At 60.5% G+C, this 17,331-nt stretch carries 21 protein-coding genes, 1 tRNA gene, 1 pseudogene and 1 other annotated feature; of the genes and pseudogenes, 19 read left to right on the top strand and 4 right to left on the bottom strand.

All coding sequences use genetic code 11. The annotated features are described in order from the left end of the window. The 3 genes and pseudogenes from AB5Y85_RS11745 to AB5Y85_RS11735 all read right to left on the bottom strand — a co-directional run. Positions 1-194 (bottom strand): annotated as a pseudogene (locus AB5Y85_RS11745) (hypothetical protein); the annotation flags it as partial. 235 nt (positions 195-429) lie between these two features. Next, a tRNA-Arg gene (locus tag AB5Y85_RS11740) sits at positions 430-506 on the bottom strand. A 50-nt stretch (positions 507-556) separates the two neighbouring features. After that, positions 557-1,711, bottom strand: coding sequence for a flagellar assembly protein FlgT (locus tag AB5Y85_RS11735; RefSeq protein ID WP_257687107.1), 1,155 nt, complete (start codon positions 1,709-1,711; stop codon positions 557-559). Positions 1,712-1,917: 206 nt separating this feature from the next. Here AB5Y85_RS11735 and AB5Y85_RS11730 point away from each other — a divergent pair, with 206 nt between their 5' ends. Both AB5Y85_RS11730 and AB5Y85_RS11725 read left to right on the top strand, forming a co-directional pair. Then, the gene (locus tag AB5Y85_RS11730) at positions 1,918-2,538 is read left to right on the top strand and encodes a FlgO family outer membrane protein (protein ID WP_005338718.1); all 621 of its coding nucleotides are present in this window, start codon (positions 1,918-1,920) and stop codon (positions 2,536-2,538) included. 10 nt (positions 2,539-2,548) lie between these two features. Beyond that, the gene (locus AB5Y85_RS11725) at positions 2,549-2,974 is read left to right on the top strand and encodes an LPP20 family lipoprotein (RefSeq protein WP_005338717.1); all 426 of its coding nucleotides are present in this window, start codon (positions 2,549-2,551) and stop codon (positions 2,972-2,974) included. A gap of 77 nt (positions 2,975-3,051) precedes the next feature. Here the strand turns inward: AB5Y85_RS11725 and pheA are convergent, their stop codons facing one another. Beyond that, positions 3,052-4,224 carry a prephenate dehydratase gene (pheA, locus tag AB5Y85_RS11720; protein ID WP_005338715.1) on the bottom strand — a complete coding sequence of 391 codons (1,173 nt, stop codon included), beginning with the start codon at positions 4,222-4,224 and terminating at the stop codon, positions 3,052-3,054. A 38-nt stretch (positions 4,225-4,262) separates the two neighbouring features. Beyond that, positions 4,263-4,384, bottom strand: a sequence feature (Phe leader region). A gap of 170 nt (positions 4,385-4,554) precedes the next feature. On the opposite strand from pheA, the gene AB5Y85_RS11715 reads away from it, so the two are divergent. From AB5Y85_RS11715 to AB5Y85_RS11635, 17 genes are all read left to right on the top strand, one after another. Continuing rightward, positions 4,555-5,166, top strand: a complete 612-nt coding sequence (locus tag AB5Y85_RS11715; protein WP_257687106.1) for an HAD family phosphatase — start codon at positions 4,555-4,557, stop codon at positions 5,164-5,166. 18 nt (positions 5,167-5,184) lie between these two features. Beyond that, positions 5,185-5,463, top strand: a complete 279-nt coding sequence (locus AB5Y85_RS11710; RefSeq protein WP_005338699.1) for a DUF6482 family protein — start codon at positions 5,185-5,187, stop codon at positions 5,461-5,463. 79 nt (positions 5,464-5,542) lie between these two features. Further along, on the top strand, positions 5,543-6,379 hold the full coding sequence (locus AB5Y85_RS11705; protein ID WP_101530819.1) for a hypothetical protein: 837 nt from the start codon (positions 5,543-5,545) through the stop codon (positions 6,377-6,379). Between the two features lie 106 nt (positions 6,380-6,485). Beyond that, complete coding sequence (locus AB5Y85_RS11700) at positions 6,486-7,058, top strand: DUF3157 family protein (protein ID WP_257687105.1); 573 nt, start codon at positions 6,486-6,488, stop codon at positions 7,056-7,058. A 189-nt stretch (positions 7,059-7,247) separates the two neighbouring features. Further along, on the top strand, positions 7,248-7,889 hold the full coding sequence (locus AB5Y85_RS11695) for an autotransporter (protein WP_005358569.1): 642 nt from the start codon (positions 7,248-7,250) through the stop codon (positions 7,887-7,889). Positions 7,890-8,069: 180 nt separating this feature from the next. Further along, on the top strand, positions 8,070-9,017 hold the full coding sequence (locus AB5Y85_RS11690; RefSeq protein WP_368221478.1) for a YbgA family protein: 948 nt from the start codon (positions 8,070-8,072) through the stop codon (positions 9,015-9,017). A gap of 69 nt (positions 9,018-9,086) precedes the next feature. After that, complete coding sequence (locus tag AB5Y85_RS11685; RefSeq protein WP_368221476.1) at positions 9,087-9,974, top strand: MerR family transcriptional regulator; 888 nt, start codon at positions 9,087-9,089, stop codon at positions 9,972-9,974. Continuing rightward, the gene (gene phrB, locus AB5Y85_RS11680; RefSeq protein WP_368221474.1) at positions 9,971-11,392 is read left to right on the top strand and encodes a deoxyribodipyrimidine photo-lyase; all 1,422 of its coding nucleotides are present in this window, start codon (positions 9,971-9,973) and stop codon (positions 11,390-11,392) included. Before AB5Y85_RS11685 ends, phrB begins: the two co-directional genes overlap by 4 nt. A 1-nt stretch (position 11,393) precedes the next feature. Beyond that, a complete protein-coding gene (locus tag AB5Y85_RS11675; RefSeq protein ID WP_368221471.1) occupies positions 11,394-11,822 on the top strand; it encodes a nuclear transport factor 2 family protein in 429 nt (142 codons plus the stop codon). Beyond that, positions 11,819-12,553 (top strand): SDR family NAD(P)-dependent oxidoreductase, encoded by a 735-nt coding sequence (locus AB5Y85_RS11670; RefSeq protein ID WP_368221469.1) that lies wholly within the window; start codon positions 11,819-11,821, stop codon positions 12,551-12,553. The genes AB5Y85_RS11675 and AB5Y85_RS11670 overlap by 4 nt, the downstream gene beginning before the upstream one ends. Continuing rightward, complete coding sequence (locus AB5Y85_RS11665) at positions 12,550-13,809, top strand: NAD(P)/FAD-dependent oxidoreductase (protein ID WP_368221466.1); 1,260 nt, start codon at positions 12,550-12,552, stop codon at positions 13,807-13,809. The genes AB5Y85_RS11670 and AB5Y85_RS11665 overlap by 4 nt, the downstream gene beginning before the upstream one ends. Further along, complete coding sequence (locus tag AB5Y85_RS11660) at positions 13,806-14,588, top strand: DUF1365 domain-containing protein (protein WP_368221465.1); 783 nt, start codon at positions 13,806-13,808, stop codon at positions 14,586-14,588. The genes AB5Y85_RS11665 and AB5Y85_RS11660 overlap by 4 nt, the downstream gene beginning before the upstream one ends. Then, on the top strand, positions 14,588-15,844 hold the full coding sequence (locus AB5Y85_RS11655; RefSeq protein WP_257687098.1) for a cyclopropane-fatty-acyl-phospholipid synthase family protein: 1,257 nt from the start codon (positions 14,588-14,590) through the stop codon (positions 15,842-15,844). Before AB5Y85_RS11660 ends, AB5Y85_RS11655 begins: the two co-directional genes overlap by 1 nt. A 2-nt stretch (positions 15,845-15,846) precedes the next feature. Further along, entirely contained in the window at positions 15,847-16,323 is a 477-nt protein-coding gene (locus AB5Y85_RS11650) for a DUF2878 domain-containing protein (protein ID WP_159163039.1), read from the top strand. Then, positions 16,320-16,541 (top strand): TIGR02450 family Trp-rich protein, encoded by a 222-nt coding sequence (locus tag AB5Y85_RS11645; protein ID WP_005338671.1) that lies wholly within the window; start codon positions 16,320-16,322, stop codon positions 16,539-16,541. Before AB5Y85_RS11650 ends, AB5Y85_RS11645 begins: the two co-directional genes overlap by 4 nt. Then, the gene (locus tag AB5Y85_RS11640) at positions 16,498-17,040 is read left to right on the top strand and encodes a chalcone isomerase family protein (RefSeq protein ID WP_184234514.1); all 543 of its coding nucleotides are present in this window, start codon (positions 16,498-16,500) and stop codon (positions 17,038-17,040) included. Before AB5Y85_RS11645 ends, AB5Y85_RS11640 begins: the two co-directional genes overlap by 44 nt. A 14-nt stretch (positions 17,041-17,054) precedes the next feature. Further along, a partial coding sequence (locus tag AB5Y85_RS11635; protein ID WP_368221463.1) for a DUF3833 family protein occupies positions 17,055-17,331 on the top strand: 277 nt, incomplete at its 3' end.

Below are 17,331 nucleotides of genomic sequence, written 5' to 3'. Positions count from 1 at the left end.
TTGCTATCGCTGTAGGGACGGATATGCAGTGCATCGGAGGCGACGTTAAACATCACGTCGCTCTGCTCGATGGTCCAATCCATCCCGGCTGCCTGTAGCCAGATATCGAGGGATTGTTGTGGGGGCAAAACATTGCCAAGGCCATGCCAAGGGGTTTGGCCGGTGTAGGCCATCGTATCGATCAGGTGAGCCATATCTCCTCCAGGAATAGTGAAATGCAGGCATTCAGCCTGCTAACTCATGGAGGTGATGTAGGTTTGAGAGATTATTGAATGGAGTTCATTTGCCACCTTACTCTCATTATTTCAAGGGGCGTTACAGCATGATGGTGTTGTGCAATGAACTGCATTGGAGGGGTACGGAGAGGGGTACGGGGCCAAAAACGACCAAGGGGTTGGCATCGTGATGATGCCAACCCCTTGTTTTATATGGCGCTCCCGACTGGAGTCGAACCAGTGGCCTGTCCCTTAGGAGGGGACCGCTCTATCCTGCTGAGCTACGGGAGCTGTGTGGCGGGCATTATACAAGAAGCAACTCCCTTTTAAACCCTTGATTCTTATTCCAATACTGCCAAATCCCCATTCTGGATGTTAAACGGCGAATATTTGTTCTGGCTGCTGATGATGGCGCCGTCGTCGAACACCTGCACCACTTCGAACAGGCCGTCGGCCGGATTGCGCATCATGCGCGACTTGCCGTAGGGGTCGATGAAGTCAGCGTTGTGCTGGATGCGGAACTGGTCGCCAAGCTTGATACCGTTGCGCCGTCCCAGATTGATGTAGGGGCCGCGTTCGTTCTGGCCGACCACTCTTGCGGTGACCGGGGCACAGGTGAGCTGGGCCACCAGATCCTGAGCGGCTTGCTGCAGCTGGTAGTTGACCTCCTGGCCGTAGCTCGACTGCCAGAACTGGCCGCTGCTGCTGCCCACCTGATCCCGTTTGCCGAAGGTCCAGGTGGCGCGCCCTTCATAGACCTTGCGGTTGATCAGGCTGCCGTTGATGCCGTCGAACAGGTAGAGCTGCATGCGAAAATTGCGCACGGGATCCTCATACCAGCTGGTCAGCTGGTTGCCCTGCGGCTCGATGGAGAGATCGTCGATGCTGCCGAGCACCAGATACTGGCTGTCGGTACGCAGGCTGAGCGCCTTGATCTCTTCGAGGGCACTGCGATCCCCCTGTTGCAGATGCAGCGGATCGATGCGCAGGTTTTCATCCAGCCACTGGCGCACCGCGACCCCTTGCGGCGCATTGGCGAGAGTTTCGAATAGCCGCCGCGAGAGGTTTTCCGGCATGTCGTCCATGGCGCCGTAGCTGGCTTGGTCCGGATAGCGCATCCGCAGCCTCACCAGTGTCAAATCCTTGGCGAAGTGCTGGGTCTGGCAGATCTGGCGCTCGGCCTGAATGTCGGCCACTAGCGTGATATACATGCGGCCGTTGCGCACCTCTTCCCGCTTGAGCCGATACTGGCGAATGTCGCCGCCGGAGCGGATCTGGATCTGCTCGGATCGCAGGCTGCCATTTTCCAGACGCTGGACGCTGGAGACTGCCGCGCCGCTTGCCAGCAGGGCCTGACGCAGGGCGTCGCGAGTTGCCTGCTCGCGGGCATAGACTTCATCGCCCCCCAGAATGGCGGCGCTGCCCTGTGCTTCGATAAGTTCGGCGCGGGTGCTCAGGCTGGCCAGCAGCAGGGTCAACAGCAGCGGTAATTTCATAGCAGATACCTTGAGTTGGCGGGCAGCCGAGCCATTTTGAGGAAATGGCGCCTGCTGGCCGACATGGATCACAACACGTTCCAAGTGGCAGCGCACGTTGGCGCTGACGATGTCCATTAAAAAGCAAGAATCATGCCTCATTACCGGCTCAAGCTTTGTCCGGCGCGTCCGATAATAAGTCAGGTGCAGATACAGGAAAGGTATCCATGAACAAACTCATCACGGCGTTGGCGCTCGCCCTGGCATTGACCGGGTGCGGCTCCGACCCTATCAATCGGGATCAGGGTGACCCTCGCCAGGCGGCGCAGGGGATGGAGCTCAACTGGCTGGTGGCGCGTATGACCGATCAGCTGATGGAGCGCAAATCGCTGACCACCCTGACCGAACCCATCGCAGTGGCCTCTTTCGTCGATCTCGATACCCTGCAGGATACCAACTGGATGGGGCAGCAGATTGAGGAGAGCTTTATCTACGAGCTCAATCGTCGCGGCGAGGTGGTGGTGGACTTCAAGCTGACCGGTAGCATCAAGGTGACGCCGCAGGGGGACTTCGTGCTGAGCCGCAACTATAAGGAGCTCTCTTCCCGTTTGCCGATCTCCCGCATTCTGGTCGGCACCTTCAGCCGCAACAGCAAGGGGATCCTGGTCAATGCCCGCGTTATCGACATGCGCACCAAGATGGTTGAGACCACGGCCCAGAGCCTGATCCCGCAAAAATATCTGTTCGGTGCTAACAACTCGTTTGGTCGGGCATCGATCAATCGCGGTTATCTGATGCGTGACAGTCAGGCCCGGCCGGGCGGTCATCTGGTCAACCTGACCCCGTGAGGAGCGAGTCATGAAGATCCTGTTTGGTTGCCTGTTGGCACTCTTGCTCACCGGTTGCAGCGGCAACCGGGTGGTGGATTACACCCAGGGTGGCAAACCCGATGATTTTCCGGTGCTCAAGGCGGTGGGGTATGCGGTGATCGACATCCAGCCCGGCCCCTCCCAGTCGGAGAAGATGCTGCAAGCCATTCGCGCTTCCAAGATGGATGCATATCGCGAGCTGGCCGAGCAGCTCAATGGTCAGCAGGTGCGCGGCCAGAGCAGCTATCGTGACCTGACCCAGACCTCCAACTCGCTGGATGTGTCGGTCGCCGGTGTGGTGCGTGGTGCCCGGGTGGTTGCCTCCTATCCGCGCGGCAATACCTATGCCACCGAGATGGAGCTCGATACCCGTGCCCTCTACAACATCAACCAGCTGATGGCCGGTCAGTTCTGAGTTGATGGGCTTGCCGTGAAAACCGGCATCAAAACAAAAGGCGAGCAGGGTGCTCGCCTTTTGTCGTCGTGGGCTGGTTAGCTCCCCATCAGCACCGGCGGCACTGCGGTAGGTTTCACATCCTCGCTCGGGTAGCAGCCCAGCACCTTGATATAGCGGGTGATCTTGGTCAGTTCCACCAGTGCGGCCTGCATCGCCGGGGTCTGCAGGTTGGCGGAGACATCGAGGTAGAACATCTCTTCCCACGGGTTGCCCTGCACCGGACGGGACTCCAGCTTAGTCATGTTGATCTCGTGGCTGCGTAGTACCAGCAGCGCCTCGACCAGCGAACCCGGCTTCTGGGAGGTGGACATGATGAGGGTGGTCTTGGCCGGGATCTGCGGTGCCACGTCGATGGGTTTGCGCGCCACCACGATGAAGCGGCTGTAGTTCTCTTTCTGGTTGGCGAGCTGCTCTGCCAGCACGTCCAAGCCATACAGTTCGCCACCGGCGGCGCTGCCGATGGCGGCGGCCTCCGGGCTGGCCAGCTCTTTCACCTTCATCATGGCGCTGGAGGAGGAGTCGCAGATCTCGTGACGCGCCCCTTCCAGCTTGCTCAGATAGTGGGAGCACTGCTGGAACACCTGCGGGTGGGCATAGAAGGTCTTGATGCGGCCAAGCTCGGTCGGTACGGCGGTGAGGATGCAGTGCTCGATGGGGTAGGTGAGCTCGCCGACGATGGAGAGGCTGGTGTGCTGCATCACGTCATAGACTTCGTTGATGGAGCCCGAGCTGGTGTTCTCGATGGGCAGCACACCGAAGGCGGCGCGGCCTGACTCCACCGCATCCAGCACTTCGCGGAAGTTCTGGCAGTTCACCTCGATCACCTGATCCTTGTAGCGCGCCAGATATTTGCGGGCGGCCAGGCTGGAGTAGGAACCGCGCGGCCCCAGATAGGCGACGCTGGTCATCGGCTCCTGCTGCTCCGGGTTGAGCAGGCTCTGCAGATAGGCCTGCTGGGAGAGCACAGAGTCTTCGATGATGGTGTGATAGATGCGAGTGATGTACTGGGCATCCAACCCAAGCACGCGCCCTTTCTGGATCAGGGCGACCAGCAGCTCCTGCTCCCGCTGGTGGTCACGAATGGGGCGCGGGTTGGCTTGCTTGGCACGGGCGACCTCGATGCTGAGGGTCTTGCGTTTCGCCAGCAGGGCAAGCAGCTCCTGATCCAACCGGGTGATGTCTTGTCTGATCTCGTCGAGCGTTGCCATGATTGTTCCCTATCCAAGTAATCGATTGATATTAATGCAAAAAAAAGCCTCCGCTAGGGGAGGCTCGATTCGTCTTTGCTTTCTGTTCACACGACGACAGGCCTTCCCTCAAGCGGGCCGGATAAACGAGAAAGCAAAGAAGAATGGTGCGTGCATAGGTGTGTCCTTGAGGTAACGTCATAACCATTAAGGGATTTGTCGGTCTGATGCAAGTAAAACTTGCCCGCAGGCGGGGATGGGGGCAGGTTATCCGGTTAAGAAAATGGCGTATGAGCGATGTTCTGTTGACTCTGTTTTGATGACTGAAACCCAGTGGGGGAGGTAAAGACGATGGCGATTATTTTCGATCTGGGACGGGTGGTGGTGAGCTGGGATCCGGTAGGCATAGTGCGTTCCGTGCGTGGCCCGCAAGGGGCCGAACAGTTGGCCAAGCAGCTCTTTAACCACCCGGATTGGCTGGAGGTAGACAGAGGCACCATGTCGCTCCACACCATGGCCCGGGAAGCGCAAGCGCGCACCGGCCTCTCTGCGGCACAGAATCTGGCCATTTTACAGGCAGTTCCTGCCTCCCTGATGCCAGATCCCGCTATGCTAACCCTGATAGCCGAGCTGCACGGGGCGGGGCACACCCTGTATGCCCTCTCCAACATGGGTCATGCCAGCATCGACTGGTTGGAGCAGCATCAGGATTTCTGGCGCTTCTTTAGCGGCAAGGTGGTGTCGGCGCGGGTGCGGATGATGAAGCCGGAGCCGGATATCTATCGCTATCTGCTGGTGTCGTTCGATCTGAAACCGGCAGAGTGTATCTTCATCGATGACAGTCCCGCCAACATCGCAGCCGCCGAGGCCCTCGGTATCAGGGGGATCGTCTTTACCGACGCGGCAAGTTGCCGCCAGCAACTGGGTGAGCTGGGCTGTTTGCCCGCCACCGGCAAGGGGTGATGCCCCTCTAGGAGCACTATGGAGCATGGCCGGTTTCGCAATTGGCTCAGTCACTATCCCGAGGCGACCCTGATCATCGCCTGCAAGGATGGCAGCGGTTATCAGCTCTGTGTTGAGGCTGAAGGGGAGTGCCTCTGCCTGACCGACAGCGAGGGAGGGCGCCTGACCTTCACCTCGCTGGATCAGGCGCAGGGTTTCTTGCGAGCCCATCGGGTTCACCAAGCAAGATTACGAATTTATGACGCCCAAAATGAAGATTTAGCAGCAGAATCACAGGAAATAATCATCAAGTTTTAATTTTAACCAGACTCTTTAAGGGTCTATTCAGTTTGTTTGCCGCACAATACTGCACCTGTTCATCATCCGGAGCTGTTTAATGGGTGCCAATGTAGTTGTACTGAATCAGGGATATGATCACTCTTTTCAAGCCAGGGAACAGCTGCTGATTGAGCGACTGGCAAGTTTTGACGAGCTGGTTGTCTCTTTTTCGGGACGGTTGGAATCCTGCTACAGCATCGAGCTGTGCCGCGCTGCCGGTGTGAAAATCCACGCAATTACCCTCGATAATCCGACCCGCAGTCGTAGCGAAGTGGCCCGTGCCCGCCGTTATTGCCAGCGTTATGGCATCGATCACTGGGTCATCAAGAGTGACGAGATCGTCTTTTGCGATCGCCTGCCAAATATTGAAGGGCTGATCGACCCGGTTCGCCGCATTGGTGAGTATGTGCAGACTCGTCCGGAATGGACTCATCTGCCGTTGCTGGTTCCGGCAGCGGTGGAGGAGCGTGATGATTATCTTGCCCAGTTCGGGTCTCTGCCTGCCAACTCCATCTGGTTTTTTGCCGACAACGGATTGATGCGCCGCGATTATCGTTACGGCTTCAACAAGCGTCAGCTCGGTCGTTGGGGCAAGGGGAGCAACGGTTGCCTCAGCAATCGCTTCACCAATCCACGGCAGCTTGAGCAGCGTTATCTGCGAATGGTGGATCAGGCCGAGCAGATGCTGGCCGACATGGGGCTGGACGAGGCACAGGTCTTTTTCCATACCCTGTGCGACTCCTCCACCACCCTGGCCCGGGTGCGTCTGCCCGAGCATCAGCGTGCGCAGGCATTTGATATGCAATCGGATATTTTGTCTGCCCTCAAGGGGAGCAAGTTCGATCTGGTGACCCTGGATATGGCACAGAAAGAGCGGCACGATCTCGCCATTTAGCCTGCGGGCAAGCGATGCGGGTGCCAGAACGTGAGTGCTGTCATAGGCAAGGGGCGACGGGACTGTTTATACTGTCGCCCTTTCACCCGTTACCGAGCTTCGCCCTATGAAACCCTTCTCCCGTTTGCTGATTGCCCTGTGCCTCTCCCCCGTATTGGCGCAGGCTGCCCCTCTTTCTCAGGTGACGCTGCCCGATGGCCGGCAGGTTCAGCTCAACGACGACTTCACCTGGGAGTATCTGGTGGTCAAACCGGCCGAGTCCGTACAGGGCGTGGCTGCTGATGGGAAGGCTGGGGCCGTGGTGGCCATCGCTGCTCCGGTGCTGACCGATCAGGCCAAGGCCAATCCGGACCTGCTTGCCCAGATGGCGCGTGACGGTGTGGTGGTCAAGCTGGACAAGATCGAGGGCTCTGACCCGCTGGTGCTGACCTTTATGGTGAGCAATACCGGTACCCGCAATGTGGTCGGGGTGCGTGGCATGGTGACCCTGTTCAGTGCTGACGGAGTGCAGCTGAGCCGTCAGGAGGCCCGCTTCTGGGTTGCCGAGAACCGCCTGCCGGAAACCTATCTGCGCAAGGGGCAAGCCCGTCCGTCGCTGGCCCTCGAGATCCCCCGTCCTGCCGGATTGACCGGTCAGCCGCTGGTGCGTGTCGAAATTGACGAGGTGGTCTTCCGCTGATTTGGCGTTGTTCCGGCCCATGCAAACCGTGTGGGCCGGCAACTTGTTGCCGCTGACACCCCCTGCAATATCTGCTTACATCTGACATGGTTCTGCAACAGCTTGCCGCTCGGCAAGCCGGGAACCTGATCGCACAATGACTCCATACCAGCTCGCTAGCAACGGGCCCAATCACATGGAGTTATCATCATGAAAAAAGCAACTGTCTCTCTTCTGGTTCTGGCCGGGTTTGCCTCTACTTCCGTCATGGCGCAGGATGCCTTCAGTTACGCCAAGGGTTCCGCCACCTGGGCGCACACCAAATCCGACTATCTCAACGGTACCTTCAGCAATGACAGCAAAGGAACCCGTGATTTTGGCGGTCTGAGCCTGGATCTCTCCAAGAGCTTCGGCTCCAATTTCTATGGTCGCGGCAGCACTGAATACACCTCTCGCAGCAACGGCAACGACAGCATGTCGATCTCCAGCATTGGTGTCGGTGTCTTTACTCCGTTGAGCACGGGTCTGAACCTTTACGGTGAAACCGGTGTGACCGGCTACATGCTGGAGCGTGAACTTGCCAGCGATATCGCTAACAAAGGGTGGGATGCTGTTGCTCGCAAAGATAGCGGCAGCATGTACGGTGAAGTGGGTCTGCGCTACGACATCGGCAATGTCGAGCTCTCCACTGCCTACCGCTACGCCAACATGACCGACGATATGCACGACTTCAAGGTGGGCGGTGCCTACAAGCTCAACCAGAATTGGGCGCTGACTGCCGATTACACCTATCGCAACTGGGATCTGCAAAAAGGTTCCATCTCCAGCCTGGGTGTGAAGTACAGCTTCTAATCCTCCTTCCAGTAGTCCGTAGTGTCTTGATTTTTACCCATGGCGTTCGCCATGGGTTTTTTCTTTTTCCGGTGATCCCTTTTTTCTCCTTGTGTCGTATCAGTCGCAAATAGTTATACAACTTCCATTTTTTTGTATAACTGCTATAACTGAATCAATGCTTATACAAGGAGCGTCATCATGTACAAGATTAAAGTCGGTATCAGTGCCTGCCTGCTGGGACAAGAGGTACGTTTCGATGGGGGCCACAAGCGCTCCAGCTTCTGTGAACGGGATCTTGGCGCTCACTTTGACTATCACCCCGTCTGTCCCGAGATGGCTATTGGCCTCGGGGCGCCTCGCGCCGCCATCCGGCTGGTCAAGCGCAACGGCGAGATCCGCGCCGAGGCGAGCAACGGCAGCTTCGATGTCACCGAAAAGCTGATTGCCTTCAGCGAGCAGAAAGCTCGCCAGCTCGACTTTATCTCCGGTTATATCCTCTGTGCCAAATCACCCAGCTGCGGTATGGAGCGGGTCAAGGTCTATGGCGCCAACAACGAGGGGAGTGCCAAGGAGGGGATTGGCTTCTTTGCCAAGGCGTTGATGGAGGCCAACCCCCTGCTGCCGGTAGAGGAAGATGGCCGCCTGTGCGACCCGATCCTGCGCGAGAATTTCGTGCTGCGGGTCTTCGCCTACCACGACTGGCAGCAACTCTGCGCCCGCGGCATTACCGCCTCTGCGCTGATCCGCTTCCACTCTCGCTACAAGTATCTGGTGCTCTCCCACGCCACCACCCACTACCGGGCGCTTGGCAAGCTGCTCGGCAATCTGGGCAAGTCCGCCAACCTGCAGCAGGTGGCCGACAACTACATCAAGGGGTTGATGGCTGCGCTGACCCTGCGGGCCAACCGCCGCAGCCATACCAATGTGCTGATGCATCTGCAGGGCTACTTCAAGCGGGTGCTGACCCCGGCCCAGAAGCAGGAGCTGGCCGATACCATCGACAAGTACCGCACCGGCATCTTCCCCTTGCTGGTGCCGCTCACCCTGATCCGCCACTACCTGCGTGAGTACCCCAATCCCTATCTTGCCGAGCAGGTTTATCTCAATCCCCACCCCGATACGCTCAAATTGCGTTACGGGCTCTGAATCCGTTCTGTTGTCCCGGCGCATGGCTTGCATCGGGGCGCTTCACCTCTCTGTTTGATGGACGTTGTCATGTCTGATTTACCGCAAGAAGTTGCTCCTCTGGCTGATGAGGGGATCTACCCCATTCGCGAGGTCTCCCGCCTCACCGGCGTCAACGCCGTGACCCTGCGCGCCTGGCAGCGTCGCTACGGTCTGGTGCAGCCGGCCCGTACCGAAAAAGGCCACCGCCTCTACAGCGAGCAGGATATCCGCCAGATCGGCGAGATCCTGAGCTGGCTGGAGCGGGGGGTGAGCATCGGGCAGGTGAAGGGGCTCTTGAGCGAACCCCATGCCCAGCCGGTGAGCGATCACTGGCAGCAGACCCTGGAGCAGTTCAGTCAGGCGCTGCTCGCCTTCAACCAGCGCAAGGCGGAAGCTGAGCTCAACGACCTGCTGGCGAGTTACCCGTTCGAGCTGGTGCGCAGCCGGGTACTGCAACCGCTGGTGGAGCGGCTGCTGGGGCTGTGGCGCGAGCGGCCCGATGGCGAGCTGCTGCAACAGGTGTGGCTGGGCTGGCTGCATACCCGCTTCGCCCGCCACCTGATCGAGCAGGAGAAGGGCGTGCCGATCACGCTGGCGAGCTGGGGACAGGTCGGCCCCCTCGATCTGGTCTGGGCAGCCTACGAGCTGATCGGTCAGGGCTATGAGGTGCAACTGCTGGGAGCGGTGGAGCCCCGCCATGTCAGCCTGCTGGAAGGACGTGCCATTACCCCCTGGCTGGTGCTGCTGGGAGCCGGTCTTGGCAAACAGGAGCTGGCCGCCGGGTGGCCCGCCGGTACGCGCCTGTTTGGCGAGCTGGGGCGTCTCTACGATGATGAGTGGCTTAAAGCCCACGGCTGGCAGGCGAGCCTTGCCGAGCTGATGGCAGACGCACCTGCTGCGGCTGGCGCCAGCGGACGCGGGAGGAAAAAATCATGAAGCTGGTCTGGTTGCGCAATGATCTGCGCCTTGCCGACAACCCTGCGCTACGGCATGCCTGCGTCGGTGATGAGCCTGTGGCCGTGCTCTTTATCATCTCCCCCACCCAGTGGCAGCAGCACAAAATGGCCCCCATTCGTCAGCGCTTTATGTTGGCGCAGGTCGATGTGCTGGGCCGCGAGCTGGCGGCGCTAGGCATCCCGCTCCATCTGCTGCGAGTGGAGACCTTTGCTGAGGCGCCCGCCGCGTTGGCAGACCTCTGCCGCGAGCAGGGGGTGACCCAGCTCTACGCCAATCAGGCTATCGAGATCGACGAGCAGCGTCGCGATCATGCCGTCAGCGCGGCGCTGGCAGAGCAGGGGGTGAGTTGTCATTGGCTCAACGGTTGTTGCGTATTGCCGCCGGGGCGGGTGCTGACCGGCTCGGGTGAGATGTTCAAGGTCTTCACCCCCTTCAGTCGAGCCTGGCTCAAAGCACTCGATGAGGAGGGGTTTGTCATTCATCGCGCCCCTGCGCCCCGTGGCGAGCCTTTGCCGTGGCAGCCGCTGGCCGAGCGGGCGTCGGTTGATGAGGTGCTCGGCGAGCTGACGCCTGATCCACGCTGGCCGGTGGGGGAGGCGGAAGCCCGGCGCCGTTTGAACGATTTTCTGGAGCAGGCGGTGCTCGACTATGGCGAGACCCGGGATTTTCCTGCCATCGCAGGCACGTCCGTGCTCTCCCCCTATCTGGCGGCGGGCATCATCAGCCCCCGTCAGTGCGTGGCGGCGCTCCAGCAGCGGCTCGGCTATCGGCCCCAGTCGAATGCCCAGCCCGGCTTTGTCTGGCTCAATGAGCTCATCTGGCGCGAGTTCTATCGCCACCTGCTGGTACTGATCCCGACCCTCTCCATGAATCGCCCCTTCAAGCCCGAGACGGCGGACTTGCCGTGGAGTTGGGATCCTGATGCCTTCGCCGCCTGGTGCGAGGGGCGCACTGGCTACCCCATCGTCGATGCGGCGATGCGGTGTCTCAATGCTACCGGCTGGATGCACAACCGGCTGCGGATGATCGTGGCGAGTTTTCTCACCAAGGATCTCCATATCCACTGGCGGCTTGGGGAGGATTACTTCATGAGTCGGCTGATCGACGGCGATCTGGCGGCCAACAATGGCGGTTGGCAGTGGGCGGCGGGTACCGGCGCCGATGCGGCGCCCTATTTTCGGGTCTTCAATCCCACCACTCAGGGGCAACGATTTGATCCACAAGGGGAGTTTATCCGTACCTGGGTAACTGAACTTGCCGATATTCCTGCCGCTTATGTGCATCAGCCCCACGACTGGCTGCGGCTCAAGGGGCGACAGGATTATCCGGCACCCATGGTGGATCACGCCGTTGCCCGGGTGAGAGCCATCGAGATGTTTCGCTCTCTGGAGAAATAGGATGAACGAGCCGCTGGCCCGCTTTATTGGCCTCTATCAGCAACTGGACAAACAGCAGTTGCACCGCTTGCCCGAGGTCTATGCCGAACAGGTGGTCTTTACCGATCCGGCCCACTGCATCGAGGGGCTGGCGGCCCTTGGCGACTATTTTGCCGCCCTCTATCAGCGCCTCGCCTACTGTCGCTTCGTCATTACCAGTCAGCAGCAACAGGGGCTGCAGGCCTGGCTCGGCTGGACCATGACCTTCTCTCACCCCAGATTGCGTGGTGGTGAGCCGGTGACGGTGGAGGGGGCCACCCGCCTCGAGTTCGACGAGGCGGGCAAGGTGTGCCAGCACAGGGACTATTTTGACCTGGGCGCCATGCTCTACGAGCAGTTGCCGCTGCTCGGGCCTGTGGTACGCGCCATCAAGATGAGGCTCGGTGCATGAGCGGCCGAGTGCTCATTACCGGGGCGACCTCCGGCATCGGTCGCCAGTTGGCGCTCGATTACCGGCGGGCAGGCTGGCAGGTGTGGGGTTGTGGCCGCGATGGTGAACGGCTGCAGGCGCTGGGGCTGTACGGCATTACGCCGCTGCAGTTCGATGCCCGGGATCTGGCCGTGATGAGCGGGGTGGCTGCTACGCTGCCATCCCTCGACCTGCTGATCCTCAACGCAGGCAACTGCGAGTACATGGATGTCGGCGAGGGGTTTGACAGCGAGCTGTTTGCCCGGGTGATTGAGATCAATCTGACCGCCACCGGCCATGCGCTGGCCGCCTTCTTGCCGCTGCTCGGGGCGGGATCTCGGCTGGCCATCGTCAGCTCGTCGGTGAGCTGGCTGCCGCTGCCGCGAGCCGAGGCCTATGGCGCCTCCAAGGCGGCCCTCGACTATCTGGCGGATACCTTGCGCCTCGATTTGGCCAGCAAAGGGATCGGGGTGACCCTGATCCGCCCCGGCTTTGTCCAGACGCCGCTCACCGCCAAAAATGATTTTCCCATGCCCTGTCTGTTGACGGTGGAGCAGGCTTCCCGCGCCATCATGGACGGGCTGACCGCCGGTCGTCACCAGATCCACTTTCCCCGCCGTTTCATCTGGTTGCTGCGCCTGCTTGGCGCGCTGCCGGTGGGGCTCTGGCTGCGCCTTGGCCGCGCACTCGTATCGAAAGGAAGCCATTCATGAAGAAAAAGATCGCCATCGTCGGTTCAGGGATCTCGGGGCTCACCGCCGGTTTTCTGCTCCACAAACTCCATGACATCACCCTGTTCGAGGCGGCGCCGACTCTGGGCGGTCACACCGCAACCGTCGATGTGAATCAGGCTGGCCGCAGTTATGCCATCGACACCGGCTTTATCGTCTTCAACGATCGCACCTACCCCAACTTCTTGAAGTTGCTGGCACGGATCGGCATGGCGCGCCAACCGGCCGAGATGAGCTTCTCGGTGAAGAGCCCGGAGGGGCTGGAGTATAACGGCCACAATCTCGACACCCTGTTTGCCCAGCGTAGCAATCTGCTGAGCCCCCGTTTCTACGGTTTTGTCGCCGAGATTTTGCGGTTCAACCGGGAGGCACGAGCCTGGCTGGCAGATGGTCAACATCAGGATGCAGTCCCCGAGCTGACCCTGGGGGACTTTCTGCTGGCGGGGGAGTTTAGCGACTACTTCGCCCGCCACTACATCTTGCCGATGGGGGCGGCGATCTGGTCATCGACCCTGGCCGATATGCGCGCCTTCCCCCTTGGCTTCTTCCTGCGCTTTTTTGCCAACCACGGCCTGCTCGATGTGGCCAATCGCCCCCAGTGGTACGTGATCCCGGGCGGCTCGCGGGAATATATCGGCCCCCTTACCGCGGGCTGGCAGTCGCAGATCCGCCTTGCCTGTCCGGTGCAGAGTGTGCGGCGGGACGCGGACGGCGTGGTAATCCAGAGCTCTTATGGCGAGGAGCGGTTTGACGAGGTGATCTTCGCCTGCCACAGCGATCAGGCGCTGGCGCTGCTGGCGGATCCCGGCGAGCGGGAGCAGGCCATCCTCGGCGACATGCCCTATCAGGCCAACGATGTCTGGCTCCATACCGATGCGCGCTGCCTGCCCACCCGTCGCAAGGCATGGGCCAGCTGGAACTATCAGCTCGATGGCAACGACGAGGCGCGGCCGCTGGTGAGCTACAACATGAATATCCTGCAGGGTGTGAACTCACCGGAGCCCTTCTGCGTCAGTCTCAACCCCAGGGGCAAGGTCGATGAGAGCAAGGTACTGCGCCGCTTCGTCTACCACCATCCGGTGTTCAATCAGGCCTCCATCGCTGCCCAGCAGCGCCGCGCGGAAATCTGCGGCCAGCAGCACACCCACTTCTGCGGCGCCTACTGGTACAACGGCTTCCATGAGGATGGGGTACGCAGCGCGCTGGATGTCGCCAGGCGCTTCGGAGCCGAGCTATGAACGGCGCCGCCGTGGCCACCGAACATGAGGTAGCCGACGAACTGGCTGGTGTCACCAGTGCCATCTGGCAGGGCTCGGTGCGCCACCGCCGTTTCGCGCCGCGGCCCCACGCCTTCTCCTACAGCCTCTTTATGCTGGGACTGGATCTCGACGAGCTGCCGCAGCTCGATCAGGGGCGCTGGTTCGGTGTGGAGCGCTCGGGGTTGCTCTCGTTTCACCGCCATGACTATCTCAAGGGGAGTGAGGGAAGCCTCAAGCAGGCCGTGTGGCAGAAGGTGAGCGAACTGGGTGGCGATGCCGACCCTGAGGGGCGGGTACTGCTGCTCGGCAATGTGCGCTGTCTCGGGTTTTACTTCAGCCCGGTCAACTTCTACTTCTGCTACCGGCAGGGCGAGGCGCGCTATCTGCTGGCGGAGGTCTCCAATACCCCCTGGAACGAGCGTCACTACTACCTGCTGGATCTGGCGGCGCTGGCACCCCATGACAAGGATTTTCACGTCTCCCCCTTTATGGGGCTGGCGATGCGTTATCACTGGCGGATCAGGCCGCCCGCGCGGGAGACACTGATCCATATCGAGAGTCATCCCGTATCCGGTGAAGCCAAGCTGTTTGACGCCACCCTGGCGCTCACTCGCGAACCCTTGTCGCGCAAGGGGCTGGTGGCCCTGCTGGCCCGCTGGCCATGGATGACCATGAAGGTGCTGCTCGGGATCTACTGGCAGGCCCTGCGTCTATTTATCAAACGAACCCCGATTTTTACCCATCCGGAGAGCCGCTAATGGAACTTGCTCAATCAACCCTCTCTGCCTCTTTCATCGACAAGGGGGCAAGACAACTGCTGCTCAATCTGCTGGGTCGCCTGGAACATGGCCAGCTGCTGCTGTGGGATGGCGGTGAGCGCCACAGCTTTGGCGTCGCGGGTACCGATCTGCATGCCGAACTGGTGGTGCAGGATCCGACCTTCTATCGTCGCCTGTTGCTGGGGGGAAGCATTGCCGCCGGAGAAACTTGGGTGGAGGGGCTCTGGACCAGCCCGGATCCGGTGGCGCTGGTGCGGCTGCTGGCCCGTAACCTGACCCTGCTTGACTCCCTCGAGCGGCGCCTCGGCTGGCTCAGTTTCCCGTTCAACAAGGTGCGCCACTGGCTCAACCGCAATACCCTGACCGGTTCGCGCTCCAACATCGCCGCCCACTACGATCTCGGCAATACCCTCTATCAGGGGTTTCTCGACAGCCATATGCAGTACTCGAGCGCTATCTATCCGAGCGCCGAGGCCACTCTCGAAGAGGGGCAGCAGGCCAAGCTGCGTACCATCTGCGAGCGGTTGGAGCTGGGCCCTGACGATCATCTGCTGGAGATCGGCACCGGCTGGGGTGGCCTCGCCGTCTATGCCGCCCGCCACTATGGCTGCCGGGTGACGACCACTACCATCTCCCGGGCCCAGCATGATTATGCCAAGGAGTGGATTGCGCGGGAGGGGCTGGGGGATCGCATCACCTTGCTGCTGGAGGATTACCGCAAGCTGGAGGGCACCTATGACAAGCTGGTCTCCATCGAGATGATCGAGGCGGTGGGGCATGCCTTCCTGCCCGACTATTTCCGCCAGCTGTCGCGGCTGCTCAAACCCGGTGGTCGCCTGCTCATCCAGGCCATCACCATCGCCGATCAGCGCCATGCCCAGTATCTGCGCGGAGTCGATTTCATCCAGCGCTACATCTTCCCCGGTGGCTGCCTGCCGAGCGTCTCCCAGATGGCGGGGCTGCTGGCGCGGGAGACCGACATGCAGCTGGTGCGGTTGCACGATCATGGTCATCACTATGCGCGCACCCTGGCTCACTGGTGCGAGCGTTTTCTGGCGCTGGCGCCCGAGCTGCCCAAGCTCGGTTACAGCCAAGATTTCATCCGGTTGTGGCACTTCTACTTTGCCTATTGCGAAGGGGGATTCTGGGAGCGCAGCATCAGTCTGGTGCAGCTGGAGGCCGCCAAGCCGGGGCCCGCTGGCTGGTCGGGTGATGTGCCAGTAAGCGGTCACTAACAATGTGGCAGTGGGCTCACCTGCTGGGGTTTAACCTCTACTGGTTGCTGGCGGTGAAGTGGCAGCAGCCGGGCCCGCTGCTGGCAATGTTGCTGCTGCACTTTCTCTTCTCACCCAGCCGTCAGCGTGACTGGCGGCTGCTTCCCATCGCGGTCGTCGGCTGTCTGCTGGATGCCCTGCTCTGGCAGCTCGGCCTGTTCCGGTTCCCGTCCGGTTTTCCCCTCTGGCTGGTGCTGCTCTGGCTCGGTTTTGCCCTGACGCTGGCCCACGGTATGCGCTGGCTGCTGCGCTTGCCTCGCTGGCAGCAGGCGCTGTTTGGCGTGTTTGGCGGTGCCTCCTCCTATGTGGCGGGGGCTGCCATGGGGGCAGTAAACTTACCCTGGGGCATCTGGATCAGCACGGCGCTGCTGGCTGTGATCTGGATGTGGTGGTTACCCGTACTCCTGTGGGTAATGGTCAAGCTGGAGGGTGAGTCATGACAAACACCTTTTCGACCGACTCGTTGCTTTTTTCCAAATGGACCAAAGAGAGCCAGCATGAGCTCACAGATCGCTTCTATCTGGTGGTTGCCTGCCAGCGGGATGCGCAGGGGCAGCTGGTGCAGGTGGTGATGCAGGATATCAACACCCTGCAGGAACAGGAGATGGACTGGCATGAACTGGAAGACCCCAACCACTGGCATATGGGGTGGAATTAACCCGCTACTGCTGGCGTTTACGCTCTTGGCTGCAACCGCAGTGCAGGCTTCTGCCGCCCCCTGGCAGCAGTTGCGCCCGGTCGGGCAGGGGGAGATGAACTGGCTCTGGTTCAAGCTCTACGATGCCACCCTCTACAGTGCGAGCGGGCGCTATCAGCCCGGTCACTATCCGCAGGCCCTGACCCTCACCTATGCCAGAGCCATCGAGCGGGAAGATCTGCTGAGCGCTACTGCCGCGGAGTGGCAGCGGCTCGGTCTTGGCTCCGACGCCGAACGTCAGCGCTGGCTCGGCCAGCTCGCTGCACTCTGGCCTGATGTGCAGGCGGGCGACAAGCTCACCTTTTATGTCGACAAGGGCGGTGCAGGCCACTTCTGGTGGCAGGAAAAACCCCTCGGCACTCTGGCCGATCCACAATTCTCGGCCGCTTTTCTCGCCATTTGGCTGGCTGACAACAGCCGCGATCCCGCCCTTACCCGCCGCCTGCGTGGCCAACCCTGAGCATGGAGTTTCCAATGTTTTTCTATCGTGCATACCGCTGGTTGCTGTTGCTCCCTTTTTTGCTGCTGAGCGGCTGTGGTGCCAGTCTCGATGATTATCGGGGGCAGGGACCAAACTGGGATCTCGCCCGTTTCTTCAACGGCAAATTGGTGGCTCACGGCCTGGTGACCGACCGCAGCGGCGAAGTGACCAGTCGCTTTCGGGTTGAGATGGTGGGTAGTTGGAAAGATGGCAAGGGAGAGCTGTTCGAGCTGTTCTACTTTGATGATGGCCGCCAGCAGACCCGTACCT

The organism is Aeromonas sp. R3-1 (assembly GCF_040908345.1).
GTDB classification, from domain to species: domain Bacteria; phylum Pseudomonadota; class Gammaproteobacteria; order Enterobacterales; family Aeromonadaceae; genus Aeromonas; species Aeromonas veronii.
Note: the sequence above shows the minus strand (reverse complement) of the source record. Positions and strands in the feature narration are given on the sequence as shown.